We start from the raw sequence: 13,629 nt of genomic DNA on the forward strand, positions 1-13,629 counted from the left end.
GCCGGCAGCTCAGCGGACGGCGAGCAGCACCCGGTCGTCGTGGTCCTGCCAGATGGTGCCCACCTCGATGAAGCCGGCCTCGGCCAGCGCGGCCTCGTGCATCCGCAGCCCGGTGAGCCGGGTGCCGGGCGCGTGGTCGTCCGGGCCGCGCTCGGCGGCGTTCCGCCGCTCTCGCTCGGCGACGGCGCCGGTCAGCTCGGGGGCGGCCAGCGCGGCGGCCCACCAGGCGTCCCAGTCCGGCACACCGTCGGCGCCGAAGGCCTGCTCGGCCCGGCGCCGCTCGGCCGCCTCGGACAGCCGGGTCAGCACCGCCTGGCCCGGCTCGTAGGCCATGTTGTCCGCGTTGGCCAGCACGCCACCGGCCGGCAGCAGGGCGGCGACCCGCCGGTAGGTGGCCGCGAGCTGCCCGGCCGACAGCCAGTGCAGCGCGGTGGAGCTGACCACCGCGTCGACCTCGGTCACCGGCAGCCGCTGCGGCCAGGCCGGGTCGCGGAGGTCGGCGTCGACCCACGTCAGCCGCCCGTCCGCGTCGCCCAGCGCGGCCGCGCCGACGGCGACCAGCACCGGGTCCATGTCCACGGCGACGACCCGCGCGGCCGGGAACCGCTCCAGCACCCGGGCGCCGAAGGAGCCCGGGCCGCAGGCCAGGTCGAGGACGGTCCCGCCGGCGGCGAGCCGGTCGCCGACCAGTTCCGCGAGCGCGTCCAGCGCGGCGGTGAACCGCTCCTCGCGGTGCCGCAGGTAACCGCTCTGCTGGCGGTCCCAGTCGTGCAGCAGCCGGCGCCAGTCGGTGGTGGTGAGCTGATCGGTCACGGGTGGATCTCCTCCAGGGGTGGGGGTGCTGCGACGTCCCGGTCGGGGCGCGCAGGGTCAGGGGTGGGGCGTCCGGGGGGTTCCCGACGCAGCCGCGCGAGGACGGCGGGCGTGGCCCCGTGGTCGACGACCGCGCCGCGGTGCAGCACGAGCAGCTCGTCGGTGAGCGCGGCGACGGCGGCCAGGTCGTGGGAGATGACGACGAGGGCGACACCCTCGGCCCGCACGGACCGGAGCAGCTCGAGCACCCCGGCGCGGACGACGGCGTCCAGCGAGCTGACCGGCTCGTCCAGGACGATCAGATCGGGCGCGGCGGCGAGCGCGCGGGCGATCACCACCCGCTGCTGCTGGCCACCGGAGAGCTGCCAGGGCCGCCGGCCGGCGAGCCCGGCGGCCAACCCGACCCGGGTGAGCAGCTCCGCCGCACCACCGGGCGGAACCTCGCGGCCGCGCCGACGGGCCAGCAGCAGGGCCTCCTGCAGCGCCGCGCCGACCGGCTGGCGCGGGTCGAGTGCAGTGGCCGGGTCCTGGAAGACCAGCTGGGCGTGGCCGGTGCCCGCGACCGGGGGCGACCCGGCGAGCTCGACGGTGCCCGCGGTCGGCTGGTGCAGCCCGGTGAGCACCCGGGCGAGGGTGGTCTTCCCGCTGCCGGACTCCCCCACCACGCCCAGCGCGCCACCGCGCGGCAGCGTGAACGACACCCCGGCCAGCGCAGGCCGGGGCGCCGACCGGCCCCACCGCCCGGCGGGGTACCGCACGCCGACGTCCCGGGCCCGGAGCAACGGTGCACCCACGCGGGCAGGAGCAGGAGCAGCGGCCGGGGCGGCGGCGGCGCGCAACGCCCGGGTGACCGGGTGCGCGGGTGCGCCGAGCACCCGGGCCACCGGCCCGGACTCCACCACCCGCCCGGCGTCGAGCACGGTGACGGCGTCGGCGCGCTCGGCCACCAGCCCGAGGTCGTGGCTGATGAGCAGGACGGCGGCGCCCCGCTCGGCCCGGGCCCGGGCCAGCAGCGCCAGCACCTGTCCGGCGGTGGCGGCGTCCAGCGCGCTGGTCGGTTCGTCGGCGACGAGCAGCTCCGGCCCACCGGCGAGCGCGGCGGCGACCAGCACCCGCTGGCGCATCCCGCCGGACAGCTCGGCCGGCCGGGCGCGCAGCACCCGGTCGACGTCGGGCAGGCCGGCCCAGACCAGCAGTTCGCGGGCGACTGCGGCGGCCGCCCGCCGGTCGAGCCCGCGGTGCAGCCGGGCGGCCTCGGCCACCTGGGGCCCGATCCGGCGCAGCGGGTCCAGCGCGGTGCCGACGTCCTGGGGCACCAGCGCCACCCGGGCGCCGCGCACCCGCCGCAGGTCGCGCTCGGCGGCACCGACCAGCTCCCGCCCGGCCAGCCGCACGGAGCCACCGGCGACCGCGCCGGCCGCCTCGGGCAGCAGGCCGAGCAGGGCCGCGGCGGTCAGCGACTTGCCCGAGCCGCTGGCGCCGACCAGCGCCACCACCTCGCCCCGGCCGACGTCGAGGTCCACGCCGTCGACCACCCGGCGCCCGTCCGGCCCGGACAGCTCCACGGTCAGCCCGCGCACCGCCAGCAGCACACCGGTGGGACTGCCGGCGGGCGCGGGGCGAGCACGGTGCCCGGGGGTCCGCACGGCCGGCCGGCCGTGCGTGGTCCAGGCCTGCGCATGCCGGGCCAGCACCAGCACGAGCAGGACCAGCAGCGCGAGCATCAGCATGGGCAGCAGGAACAGCCGCGGGTCGGTGGCCAGGAAGGGCCGGGCCTCGACGATCATCGACCCCCACTCCGGGGTCGGGGGGCGGACACCCAGCCCCAGGAAGCTCAGCGTCGAGACCGCGAGCACCAGGCCGGCGACGTCCGTGCCGGCCAGCACCAGCACCGGTCCGGCGACCGCCGGCAGCAGGTGCCGCGCCAGCACCCGGCCGGGCCGGGCACCGAGCAGGGTCAGCGCCTGGACGACCGGGGCGTGCCGGCGCAGCAGCACCTCCATCCGCACCAGCCGGGCGTACGCCGCCCAGCCGCCGGCGGCCAACGCGAGCACCAGTCCCTCGGCACCGCCGCCGAGCACGCCGGCGAGCACCACCCCGACCAGCAGCGCCGGCACGGCGACGACGACGTCGCTGGCCCGCAGCACCAACGAGTCCACCCAACCGCCGCGCCAGCCGGCGAGCAGCCCCAGTGCCAGGCCCAGCGGCAGCGAGATCGCCACGGTCAGCAGCACGATGCCCAACGAGGTGCGGCCGGCGACCAGCAACCGGGTCAGCTCGTCGCGGCCGAGGTGGTCGGTGCCCAGCCAGTGCACGGCCGAGGGGCCGACCCGGACGACGGTGAGGTCGGTGGCGGTCGGGGACCACGGGCTGAGCAGCGGCCCGATCAGCACGGCGAGCACCACCAGCCCGAGCAGCCCGAGCGCGGCCCGGGCCGTCGCCGTCACGCGCGCACCCCGGCCCGGGCGTCGACGAGCGCGGCCAGCGACCCGGCCAGGCCGCGGACGGAGACCGCACCGACGGCGATCAGCAGCACGGCGGCCTGCAGCGGGTACCAGTCGCGGAACTGCAGCGCCCGCACCAGGTAGTCGCCCAGTCCCGGCCAGCCGAAGGCGGTCTCGGCGACCAGGGTGGCGGCCAGCGCGGTGCCCACCACGTCCCCGACGACCACCAGCAGCGGGGCGGCCGCGTTCGGCAGCGCGGTGGCCAGCAGCACCCGGGCCGGGGACAGCCCGCGCGCGCGGGCGGTGGTCACGAACGGCTCGCGCAGCGTGCTGCGCAGCCGGGCCTCGGTGACCTGGGCGAGCACGGCGGCCAGCGGCAGGCCGATCACCGCCGCCGGCAGCACCAGCGACGGCCAGCCGGCGATGCCCTGGGTCGGCAGCAGCCGCCACTGCAGCGCGAACAGCAGCACGCCGAGCTGGGCGAAGGCGAAGGCCGGCACGGACAGCAGGGCGAGCGAGCCCAGTCGGATCGGCAGCCGGACCACCCGGCGCCGGGTCAGCGCGGCCGCTCCCCCGGCGGTGAGCCCGAGGAGCACGGCGACGACCGCACCCGCCGTGGCCAGGGTGACCGTCGGGCCGAGCCGGGCGGCCACCTCACCGGCGACGTCCTGGCCGGTCCGCGCCGAGGCGCCCAGCTCACCGGTGACCAGGCCGCCGAGCCCGTGCAGGTACCGGACGGGGGCGGGCAGGTCCAGCCCGAGCTCGGCCCGCACCCGGGCCACCGCCTCGGCGGTGACCACCCCGTCGCGGGCGAAGACGATCGCGGTGGCGGCGTCCCCGGCCGCCAGCGAGAGCAGCCCGAAGGTCAGCAGCGACACGACGAGCAGGACGGCGACGCCCTCCCCGGCGCGGCGGCCGGCCGCCCGGCCGGCCGCCGCGACCCAGGAGCCCCCCACCGGTCAGCCGGAGACGGTGACGTCGCTCAGCGGCAGGTCGTACTCGGTCGCGCCGAGCTCGAACCCCTCGACGGTGTCGCGCACCGCCCACTGCCGGGGCAGCTGCACCAGCGGCACCGCGGCGGTCTGCTCCGCCAGCGTCGTCCAGATCGCGTCGAAGGCCGCCTGCCGGCTCTCCTCGTCCGGCGCGGCCAGCGCGGCCGGGACCTGCGCGTCGAGCTCGGGTGAGGCGAACAGGTGCCCTTCCTGCGCGCTGCGGAAGTTGGCCGTCAGCGTGCTGTAGGGGTCGTAGGGCGCCCCGTAGGTGGAGTAGAAGCGCAGGTCGAAGTCCCGGGCGGAGACGGTGGTGCCGTAGGCGGTGCTGTCCAGCGGGGTGATGGTCACCCCGATGCCCACCTCGCCCAGCTGGTCGGCGACAGCCTGGCTCAGCGACGTCGCCTGCGGCAGCAACCCGGGGTCGAGGACGAGGTCCAGCTCGAGCGGGACGCCGTCCTTGCTGCGCACCCCGTCCCCGGTCCACCCGGCCTGCTCCAGCAGCTCCCCGGCGGCGGCCGGGTCCGCGGCGACGGCCGGCTCGGGCTCGGGGCCGTAGGGCACGTTGGCCGGGAAGACGGTGGTGGCCGCGGTGGCGCGCCCCTCGAACAGGCCCTCGGCGATGCCCGGGCGGTCAACGGCGAGGTCCATCGCCCGCCGGACCGCCGGGTCGGCGAGCGCCGGGTTGCCGGTGTCGACGTTGACGGTGAGCAGCAGGTTGGTCGTCGACTCGGTCGTGAGCACCTCCACCCCGTCGGTCTGCTCCAGCGCCGCGGCCTCCTCCAGTGCGAGCGGAGCGGTGTACTCCCCGCCGATCACGTCGACCTCGCCGGCCTGCAGTGCGGCCACCCGGGCGGCGGCGTCCGGGATGACCGCGAACTCGACCCGGTCCAGCGTGGGGGTGCCGCCCCACCAGTCGTCGTTGCGCACCAGCACGATCCGCTGCTCGTCCAGCGACTCGACCTGGTACGGCCCGGTGCCCACCGGCTCGCCGGCGGCGGCCGGACTGGTGAACCGCACCGGCCTGGTGAGGGCCAGCTCGTTGAGCGCGGAGTGGTAGGGCTGGCTGAGCCGCCAGGTGATCGTGCCGGCGTCGGTGGCCTCGATCGACTCGGTCACGCCGGTCAGCCCGAGGAAGCTGTTGTCCGGGTCCTCGACCCAGCGCAGCAGGTCGGTGCGGGCCACCTCGGCGTCGAACGGCGTGCCGTCGGTGAAGGTGACGCCCTCGCGGAGGCTGAAGGTCATCGTCAGCCCGTCGTCGCTGACCTCGAAGGACTCGGCCAGCGCGGGGGCGAACCCGCCGTCGGCGGTGTACCGCACCAGCGGCTCGAAGACCTGGTCCAGCACGGTGAAGGAGGAGGTCGTGTAGTCCTGCACGGACAGCGACGCCTCCGGGTCGGCCAGCGCGATGCGGAGCACCTGCTCCCCCGGTGTGCCCGCGGCGGCGCCGTCGTCGGACAGGCCGCACGCGGACAGTGCGAGCACGAGTGCCCCGGCGGCGAGGGTGGCCAGGGGGCGGGACGCGGACATGGGAGTGCCTTCTCTCCGGGGGTCGTGTGGGGGGACGGTCCTGGTCACGGTGGTCAGCGACCCGCGCCCGGGTGAGGCAGCAGGTCCATCTCGTTGCCGCGGGCCATCAGCGCTTGGCCTTCCGGGCGTCACGGCGCCGCTCGGCCCGGTTGCGCCGGTCGATCGCCGCAACGCCGGGCACGCCCGGGAGCGGGTCGGGCCCGGTGGGGCAGCTGGTCGATGCACAGCAGTCGGACATGGGGCCTCCTCGGTTCGGGGCTCCGCGTCGGAGCCGGACGCCACCGTAGACGACAACGATTGTCATCTTCACGTTAGGGTGGCGGGGTGACCTCGCCCCGGACCCCGCTCGTCCTGATCACCGGCCTGCACCCCGGCCTCACCGCGCTGGCGGCGCACGACCTGCTCACCTCGTCGGTCGGCACCCTGCTGGTGCAGCACGACCTCCGCCGGCTCGGCGAGGGCGTCGTGCTGCGGACGACGCGCGACCACCGGCCCACCCGGGTGGTCGAGCACACGACCGCCGTCGAGCTCGCCCACGGCTGCCTCTCCTGCACGCTGCGGCTGGACCTGCTGCCGCTGCTGCGCACCCTGGCCAGCCGGGACGACGTCGCCCGGATCGTGCTGCAGCTGGACCCCGCGCTGGAGAGCGACCACCTGTGCTGGGCCCTGCGGGAGGTGGAGCTCGACGACGAGCCCGCCGGCCGGTCGGCGACCGTCGCGGACCACGTCGAGGTCGTCGACGTCCTCGCCGTGGTCGACGCGGAGCGCTGGCTGGACGCCGCCACCGGCGAGGAGACGCTGGCCGACCGCGGGCTGGCGGCCACGCCCGACGACGACCGCACCCTCGCGCAGGTGGCGGTGGACCAGGTCGCCGGCGCGGACGCCGTGCTGCTCGTCGGCGAGGCGGCCGACCCATGGTCCGCGGTCCGGCTCACCGCCGTCCTGGACCGGCTGGTGCCCGCCGTGCCGCGCGCCCGCTTCCGTCCCGGCCGCGCCGCGGCGCTGCTCACCGGGGCCGCTCGCCCGGGCCGCCGGGCCCGGCCGCGCTCCCCGTACGACCCGCTGCTGACCGGCCAGCCACCGCTGCAGGAGGACGCCGGCGTCCAGCTGGTCCGGTTCTCCGCCGGCCGCCCGTTCCACCCCGGACGGCTGCACGCCGCGATCGACGTCCTGCTGGAGGGCGTGGTCTGCAGCCGCGGCCGGTTCTGGCTGGCCAGCCAGCACGACCGGGCGCTCTGGCTGGAGTCCGCCGGTGGCGGGTTGCGCGTCGGGGACGCCGGGCCGTGGCTGGCCACGATCGGCGACGACCCGGAGCTGTGGGCGCAGGTGGACCCGCAGCGGGCGGCCGCCGCGGCCCTGCGCTGGGACCCGCTGCACGGCGACCGGGACGTCGAGCTCGTCGTCCTCACCCACCGGCAGCCGGCGGAGGCCATCACCGCCGCGCTGTCCGCCGCGCTGCTCACCGACGGCGAACTGGCCGCCGGTCCCGCGACCTGGACGGCGTTCGACGACCCGTTCGGCGAGTGGCACTCCGACCCCTGCGAGGCAGCCGGCCCCGCCGACGACCCCCAGCGCGACAACGACCTGCACACCGCCGACCGAGAGGACCGATCCTGATGAGAGCCGGCATCCACCCCGAGTACCGCACCGTGGTCTTCCGGGACACCGCCAGCGGCGCCACCTACCGGACCCGCTCCACGATCCGCACCGACCAGACGATCGAGCTGGACGGCGAGACGCTGCCGGTGGTCACCGTGGAGATCAGCGCCGCGTCGCACCCGTTCTGGACCGGCAACCAGCGGGTGCTGGACACCGCCGGCCGGGTCGAGCGGTTCCACCAGCGGTACGGCGCCGTCGCCCGGCCGGCACGGAAGCGGGGCTGAGGCGTGGCCGTCGCCGACCGGGGCCTGCTGCTGTGAGCCACCGCCCGGTCCCGGGTGGGGACGCCGGCGGGCCCCTGGTCGCGCTGTGCGTGGGGCACCGCTGCGCGGCACTGCGCCGACTGGCCGGCACGGCGGACGGCGTGGAGCAGGTGGCCGAGGCCGTGCGGCACACCACCGGCGCGGTGCTGGTGACCGCGGACTGCCTGGGCCGCTGCGACCGCGCGGCCCTCGCCGGGCTGGCCCACCGCTCCCCGGGGACCGGCCGGCCGGGCCCGGCGCTCTGGGTGTCGGAGGTGCAGACCCCCGAACGGACCGCCGGCCTGGTCGCCTGGGTCAGCGCGGGCGGGCCGGGGGTCGCGGGCACGGCCACCGACCTGCCCGAGTGCCTGCGGGCCGCGGTGGCCGGGGTCGGCCCGCCACTGCGGCCGGCGTGACGTGGCGGGGCAGGGACGCCGTCCCTGCCCCGCCGCTGGTCACTCGTTCGCCGAGCCGGCCGAGTCCCCGGCGCGCTGTTCGCTGCTCGGGGCACCGACCCAGACGGTCTTGGCGTTCATGAACTCGCGCATGCCCAGCTCGGTGAGCTCCCGGCCGTAGCCGCTCTGCTTCACCCCACCGAAGGGCAGCTCCGGGTAGCTGGTGGTCATCCCGTTGACGAACGCCATCCCCGACTCGATGTCCCGGACGAACTGCGCCCGCTCGTCCTCGTCCTCGCTCCACAGGTTCGAGCCGAGCCCGTAGGGGTGGCTGTTGGCGATCTCGATCGCCTCGTCGAGGGAGTCGACGGTCCACAGCGCCGCGACCGGCCCGAACACCTCCTCGGCGTAGAGGTCCATCCCCGGGGTGACGCCGGTGAGCAGCGTGGGCTCGTAGAACCAGCCGGGCCGGTCCACCCGCGCACCGCCGACCACGACGGTCGCGCCCTTCGCCCGGGCGTCCTCGACGTAGGCCTCGACGTCGGCCAGGCCGGACTCGGTGGCCAGCGGCCCGACGTCGGTGCCCTCGTCCATCGGGTCGCCGACGGTCAGCGCACCGATCTTCTCGGCGAACAGCCGGGTGAACTCCTCGGCGACGTCGCGGTGCACGAAGAACCGCTTGGCCGAGATGCAGCTCTGCCCGTTGTTCTGGTTGCGGGAGGTGACCGCGACCCCGGCCGCGGCGTCCAGGTCCGCCGAGGGCATCACGATGAACGGGTCGGAGCCACCCAGCTCCAGCACCGTGGGCTTGAGCGCGTCCCCGGCGATCGAGGCGACCGACTGGCCGGCCGGCGCGCTGCCGGTCAGCGTCGCGGCGACCACCCGGTCGTCCCGGATGACCCGCTCGATGGTGCCGGAGCCGATCAGCAGGGTCTGGAAGACGTCGTCGGGGAAGCCGGCCTTGCGGAAGACCTCCTCCAGGTACAGCGCGGTCTGCGGCACGTTGCTGGCGTGCTTGAGCAGGCCGACGTTGCCGGCCATCAGCGCCGGGGCGGCGAACCGCATCGCCTGCCACAGCGGGAAGTTCCACGGCATGACCGCCAGCACCACGCCCAGTGGCTGGTGGGTGACGTAGGCCTGCTGCGCACCCACGGCGTCGGCGTCCAGCCGCTGGGGCTCCAGCATCGCCGGCCCGTGCTCGGCGTAGTACCGCAGCGCCTTGGCGCACTTGCCCACCTCGGCCTTCGCCGAGGACAGCGTCTTGCCCATCTCGGTGGTCATCAGCTCGGCCACGGCGTCGGTGTCGGCGTCCAGTACGTCGGCCGCCGCCCGCAGCCAGCGCACCCGGTCCTCGACCGGGGTGCGCCGGTAGCTGCGGTACGCCGCGGCCGCGCGACCGATCTTGTCCTCCAGCGCCTCGTCGGAGAGCGGCTCGTAGGTCTTCAGCGTCTCGCCGGTGGTGGGGTTGATCGTGGCGATGGCCATGGGGGCTCCCGTCGTCGTCCGTGTCGCGGGTCGGTGCCGGACGGCGGCGCTCCCCGTGGGCGCTCTGGCGGTCCGGCGCGGCTCGCCTGCACCGTGCACCTGCCCGGCGCTCCCGGAAGGGAAACGGCTGGACGTGGGACGCCGGGAGTTCACGTGGGCACCGCCGACTGGTCGCCCAGTGCAACCACAGTGCCCCCATGCCGCTAGATGCACCCCTGTCCCGCCGCACCGTGCTGAAGGGCGGGGCCGTCACGGCCGCCGCCCTGACCTTCGGTGGGCTCACCAGCGAGGCCGCCCGCGCGGCCGTGGCCGAGACCGCCCGTTCCGGCGTCTTCGGCTTCGGCGTCGCCAGCGGCGACCCCACGGCCACCGAGCTGCTGCTCTGGACCCGGGTGACGCCCACCCCCGAGTCGCTGCCCGGCAGCCGTCGCGGGCCGGCCGTCCCGGTCCGCTGGGAGGTCGCCGCCGACGAGGCGTTCACCCGCATCGTGCGCAGCGGGAACGTCGTCGCCGACGTCAGCCGCGACCACACCGTCAAGGTCGTCGTGAACCGGCTGACCCCCTACACCCGCTGGTTCTACCGGTTCACCTGCGCCGGCGAGACCTCCCCGGTCGGCCGTACCCAGACGGCGCCGGACGAGCCGGGGCAGACCCACGCGCTGCGCATGGCGTTCGTCTCCTGCAGCAACTGGACCGGCGGGTACTTCACCGCCTACCGCGGGATCGCCGCCCGTGACGACCTGGACTTCGTGCTGCACCTGGGCGACTACCTCTACGAGTACGGCAACGCCCCGCGGGTGGCAGGTGTCGCCGGCTCCGGTGACCGGTACGGTCCCAACGCGCTGATCGGCGTCCGGGACCACGAGCCGGTCCACGAGATGGTCACGCTGGAGGACTACCGGATCCGGCACGCGCTCTACAAGACCGACCCGGACCTGCAGCGGGCGCACCAGCAGCACCCGTGGATCGTGATCTTCGACGACCACGAGATCACCAACGACGCCTATGACTTCGGCGCGGAGAACCACGAGCGGGACGACGACCCGGCCACCCCCTACACCGAGCCGGGCAAACCGGACGGGATCAAGCCCGAGGGTGACTTCCTGTTCCGCCGGGCCAAGGCGTTCCAGGCCTACCTGGAGTGGATGCCGATCCGCGAGCCCGCGATGTGGCAGCCGCACGCCAGCAAGGGCCGGCAGTTCTTCCGCCGCTTCAGCTTCGGCGACCTGGCCGAGCTGTCGGTGATCGACACCCGGCAGAACCGCAGCGAGCAGGTGCCGGGCACCGTCGACGGCGCGCTCAACCCGGCGCTGACCGACCCGCGCCGGCACCTGCCCGAGCCGCCGCAGCTGGACTGGCTGACGAAGGGCATCCGCACCGGGCGCACCGCCTGGCACCTGGTCGGCAACCAGACGGTGTTCGCCCGGGTGTTCGCCGTCCCCCGCCCGGGGACGGTGCCCGGCTCGGTGTTCAACACCGACCAGTGGGACGGCTACCAGGCCGACCAGCGCGCGGTGCTGGAGGCGATGGCCGCCGCGGAGCGCACCGACCCGGTGGTGCTGACCGGGGACATCCACTCCTCCTGGGCCAACGACCTCCCCCGGGACTTCGACGGCTACCGCGGCGACGGCAACTCGGTGGGCGTGGAGTTCGTCTGCCCGTCGGTGACCAGCAACGGGTTCAAGGAGGCCGTCGGCTCCGCGGCCGCCGCGACCGCCACCACCGCCGCCTTCCAGGGCGCCAACCCCTGGGTCCGCTACCTGGAGGGCATCGGCCACGGCTTCGTCGTCCTGGACGTGACCCCGGAGCGGGTGCAGGCCGACTTCTGGTTCATCCGCAGCAACGGTGACAAGGGCCTGGCCGTCGACCCGAGGCTGGACCCGCAGGCGACGGTCGGCTACGAGACCTCCTTCGCCACGGTGAAGGGCTCGCGCAAGGTCAGCGGCCCGACGGCCGAGCTGGGGCCGCGCTCGGACTCCCCCCGGACGGTCTGAGCTCGGCGGCCACGGCTGCGGGTCCGGGTGCGCCCGGGCCCGCAGCCGGGCCCTCGGGCCTTCCCGGGCAGGACCATGGTCACGCCCGTAGCGTCGGGCCCGCGGGCCGGACCGGCCCGAGACGTCGAGGGCGGAGGACGATGGACACCGGTCGCATCCGGAACGCAGCACTGGCCCGCAAGGTGGTGCCGGCCGAGCAGGCCGCCGCGCTGATCCGGCCCGGGGACACGCTCGGGATGAGCGGGTTCACCGGCGCCGGTCACCCCAAGGCCGTGCCGGAGCTGCTGGCCCAGCGGATCACCGCGGCGCACGCCGCGGGCGAGTCGTTCCAGGTCGACCTGTGGACCGGGGCCTCCACCGCCCCCGAGCTGGACGGCGCGCTCGCCGCCGCCGACGGCATCGGCCTGCGGTTGCCCTACCAGTCCGACCCGATCGCCCGGCAGAAGATCAACGCCGGCGAGATCGACTACGTCGACGTCCACCTCTCCCACGTCGCCCAGCTGGCCTGGGAGGGCTTCCTCGGCCCGCTGGACGTCGCCGTCGTCGAGGTCAGCGGGATCACCGAGGACGGGCAGCTGATCCCCTCCTCCTCGGTCGGGAACAACAAGACCTGGCTGGACCTCGCCGAGCGGGTGGTGTTGGAGGTCAACAGCTGGCAGCCGGCTGGGCTGGACGGCATGCACGACGTCTACTACGGGACGGCGCTGCCGCCGAACCGGCGGCCGGTGCAGCTGACCCGGCCCGGCGACCGGATCGGTGTGCCGCACCTGCGGGTCGACCCGGACAAGGTCGTCGCCGTCGTCGAGACCTCCGCCCCGGACCGGAACACCCCGTTCAGCGAGCCCGACGACACCGCCCGGGCCATCGCCGGGCACCTGATCGAGTACCTGGAGCACCAGGTCTCGGTGGGCCGGCTGCCGGCCGAGCTGCTGCCGCTGCAGTCCGGCGTCGGGAACGTGGCCAACGCCGTCCTGTCCGGTCTGCAGGAGTCGCGCTTCGAGCAGCTGACCGCCTACACCGAGGTGATCCAGGACGGCATGCTCGACCTGCTGCGCTCGGGCACGCTCGCCTCGACGTCGGCGACGGCGTTCTCCCTGAGCCCCACCGCGATCGCCGACTTCAACGCCCACGTGGCCGAGTTCCGGGACCGGATCGTGCTGCGGCCGCAGGAGATCAGCAACCACCCGGAGATCGTCCGCCGGCTGGGGGTGCTGGCGATGAACGGGATGATCGAGGCCGACCTGTACGGCAACGTGAACTCCACCCACCTGATGGGCAGTCGCATCCAGAACGGGATCGGCGGCTCGGGCGACTTCGCCCGCAACGCCTACGTCTCCTTCTTCCTCACCCCGTCGACGGCCAAGGGCGGGGCGATCTCCGCGATCGTGCCGATGGTGTCCCACGTCGACCACACCGAGCACGACGTGTCGGTGATCGTCACCGAGCACGGGCTGGCCGACCTGCGGGGCCTGCCGCCGCGCAAGCGGGCGCAGCTGGTCATCGACAACTGCGCTGCTCCGGAGTACCGGCCGCTGCTCACCGACTACTACCAGCGCGCGGAGCGCGGGGCGTACGGCCGGCACACCCCGCACCTGCTCGCCGAGGCGCTCAGCTGGCACACCCGCTACCTGGAGACCGGCAGCATGCTGCCCGGCTGACGCCTCAGCCGCTGGGTTCACGAACGCTTGGCGTCCAGGCGCTGCAGCAGGTCGTCGGCGGCCTTCTCGATCTCCGGGTGGTCGTTCTGGCTGGCCCGCTGCTTGGCGTGGATCAGCGCCGCCCGGTTGACCTTCGTGAAGTCGCCGTAGGGGAACCGGTAGCGGCCCTTGGTGCCCTCGCCCTTGTCCGGGTCGACCGCCAGGTGCCACTGCGCGTAGCCCTCCTGCCCCTCGTCGTCCCGCTCCTCGTTCTCCTCGTCGGCCGACGGTGCGGCGTCGGACCACTCGGTCTGGTCGTCGTACTCCCCGGCGTCGATCAGCTCCCGGGCGTGCGCGACCCCGGCCTCGTTCACGTCGTAGTCAGGCATGCGGTCCCCCTACCCAGAGCGCCCGAGCGAACCCCGCCCACCGGTAGCGCGG

The 13,629-nt window shown here is 75.4% G+C and carries 12 protein-coding genes; 5 read left to right on the forward strand and 7 right to left on the reverse strand.

Translation table 11 applies throughout. The features are described from left to right. Positions 1–9: 9 nt before the first annotated feature. The 5 genes from O2W53_RS12830 to O2W53_RS12850 all read right to left on the reverse strand — a co-directional run bounded on the left by O2W53_RS12830 (position 10) and on the right by O2W53_RS12850 (position 6,014). The gene (locus O2W53_RS12830; RefSeq protein WP_269163426.1) at positions 10–813 is read right to left on the reverse strand and encodes a class I SAM-dependent methyltransferase; all 804 of its coding nucleotides are present in this window, start codon (positions 811–813) and stop codon (positions 10–12) included. Beyond that, complete coding sequence (locus O2W53_RS12835) at positions 810–3,260, reverse strand: ATP-binding cassette domain-containing protein (protein WP_269163427.1); 2,451 nt, start codon at positions 3,258–3,260, stop codon at positions 810–812. The genes O2W53_RS12830 and O2W53_RS12835 overlap by 4 nt, the downstream gene beginning before the upstream one ends. Continuing rightward, positions 3,257–4,213, reverse strand: coding sequence for an ABC transporter permease (locus O2W53_RS12840; RefSeq protein ID WP_269163428.1), 957 nt, complete (start codon positions 4,211–4,213; stop codon positions 3,257–3,259). Before O2W53_RS12840 ends, O2W53_RS12835 begins: the two co-directional genes overlap by 4 nt. Before the next feature lie 3 nt (positions 4,214–4,216). Beyond that, a complete protein-coding gene (locus tag O2W53_RS12845) occupies positions 4,217–5,776 on the reverse strand; it encodes an ABC transporter substrate-binding protein (RefSeq protein WP_269163429.1) in 1,560 nt (519 codons plus the stop codon). Positions 5,777–5,882: 106 nt separating this feature from the next. After that, positions 5,883–6,014, reverse strand: coding sequence for a hypothetical protein (locus tag O2W53_RS12850; RefSeq protein ID WP_269163430.1), 132 nt, complete (start codon positions 6,012–6,014; stop codon positions 5,883–5,885). A gap of 86 nt (positions 6,015–6,100) precedes the next feature. On the opposite strand from O2W53_RS12850, the gene mrf reads away from it, so the two are divergent. From mrf to O2W53_RS12865, 3 genes are read left to right on the forward strand one after another with little or no spacing between them, the layout of a single operon-like run. Continuing rightward, entirely contained in the window at positions 6,101–7,393 is a 1,293-nt protein-coding gene (gene mrf, locus O2W53_RS12855) for a ribosome hibernation factor-recruiting GTPase MRF (RefSeq protein ID WP_269163431.1), read from the forward strand. Then, positions 7,393–7,659: a type B 50S ribosomal protein L31 gene (locus O2W53_RS12860; protein WP_269163432.1), complete on the forward strand. Its 267-nt coding sequence runs from the start codon at positions 7,393–7,395 to the stop codon at positions 7,657–7,659. Before mrf ends, O2W53_RS12860 begins: the two co-directional genes overlap by 1 nt. Before the next feature lie 32 nt (positions 7,660–7,691). Continuing rightward, positions 7,692–8,093 (forward strand): hypothetical protein, encoded by a 402-nt coding sequence (locus tag O2W53_RS12865; RefSeq protein WP_269163433.1) that lies wholly within the window; start codon positions 7,692–7,694, stop codon positions 8,091–8,093. Between the two features lie 39 nt (positions 8,094–8,132). On the opposite strand, the gene O2W53_RS12870 is transcribed toward O2W53_RS12865, so the two are convergent. Beyond that, complete coding sequence (locus O2W53_RS12870) at positions 8,133–9,557, reverse strand: NADP-dependent succinic semialdehyde dehydrogenase (RefSeq protein WP_269163434.1); 1,425 nt, start codon at positions 9,555–9,557, stop codon at positions 8,133–8,135. Between the two features lie 197 nt (positions 9,558–9,754). On the opposite strand from O2W53_RS12870, the gene O2W53_RS12875 reads away from it, so the two are divergent. Both O2W53_RS12875 and O2W53_RS12880 read left to right on the forward strand, forming a co-directional pair. Further along, positions 9,755–11,551 (forward strand): alkaline phosphatase D family protein, encoded by a 1,797-nt coding sequence (locus O2W53_RS12875; RefSeq protein WP_269163435.1) that lies wholly within the window; start codon positions 9,755–9,757, stop codon positions 11,549–11,551. A gap of 140 nt (positions 11,552–11,691) precedes the next feature. Further along, positions 11,692–13,209 (forward strand): acetyl-CoA hydrolase/transferase family protein, encoded by a 1,518-nt coding sequence (locus O2W53_RS12880; RefSeq protein WP_269163436.1) that lies wholly within the window; start codon positions 11,692–11,694, stop codon positions 13,207–13,209. A 17-nt stretch (positions 13,210–13,226) separates the two neighbouring features. Here O2W53_RS12880 and O2W53_RS12885 read toward each other — a convergent pair whose 3' ends face one another. After that, positions 13,227–13,577, reverse strand: coding sequence for a hypothetical protein (locus tag O2W53_RS12885; protein WP_269163437.1), 351 nt, complete (start codon positions 13,575–13,577; stop codon positions 13,227–13,229). Between the last annotated feature and the right edge of the window lie 52 nt (positions 13,578–13,629).

Source organism: Modestobacter sp. VKM Ac-2978 (assembly GCF_026968025.1).
Classification (GTDB): Bacteria; Actinomycetota; Actinomycetes; order Mycobacteriales; family Geodermatophilaceae; genus Modestobacter.

Excerpts from the sequence above, each read along its gene's own strand:
- O2W53_RS12880 (WP_269163436.1), top strand. The coding sequence starts at position 11,692 with ATGGACACCGGTCGCATCCGGAACGCAGCACTGGCCCGCAAGGTGGTG.
- O2W53_RS12875 (WP_269163435.1), top strand. The coding sequence starts at position 9,755 with ATGCCGCTAGATGCACCCCTGTCCCGCCGCACCGTGCTGAAGGGCGGG.
- O2W53_RS12860 (WP_269163432.1), top strand. The coding sequence starts at position 7,393 with ATGAGAGCCGGCATCCACCCCGAGTACCGCACCGTGGTCTTCCGGGAC.
- O2W53_RS12885 (WP_269163437.1), bottom strand. The coding sequence starts at position 13,577 with ATGCCTGACTACGACGTGAACGAGGCCGGGGTCGCGCACGCCCGGGAG.
- O2W53_RS12870 (WP_269163434.1), bottom strand. The coding sequence starts at position 9,557 with ATGGCCATCGCCACGATCAACCCCACCACCGGCGAGACGCTGAAGACC.
- O2W53_RS12850 (WP_269163430.1), bottom strand. The coding sequence starts at position 6,014 with ATGTCCGACTGCTGTGCATCGACCAGCTGCCCCACCGGGCCCGACCCG.
- O2W53_RS12845 (WP_269163429.1), bottom strand. The coding sequence starts at position 5,776 with ATGTCCGCGTCCCGCCCCCTGGCCACCCTCGCCGCCGGGGCACTCGTG.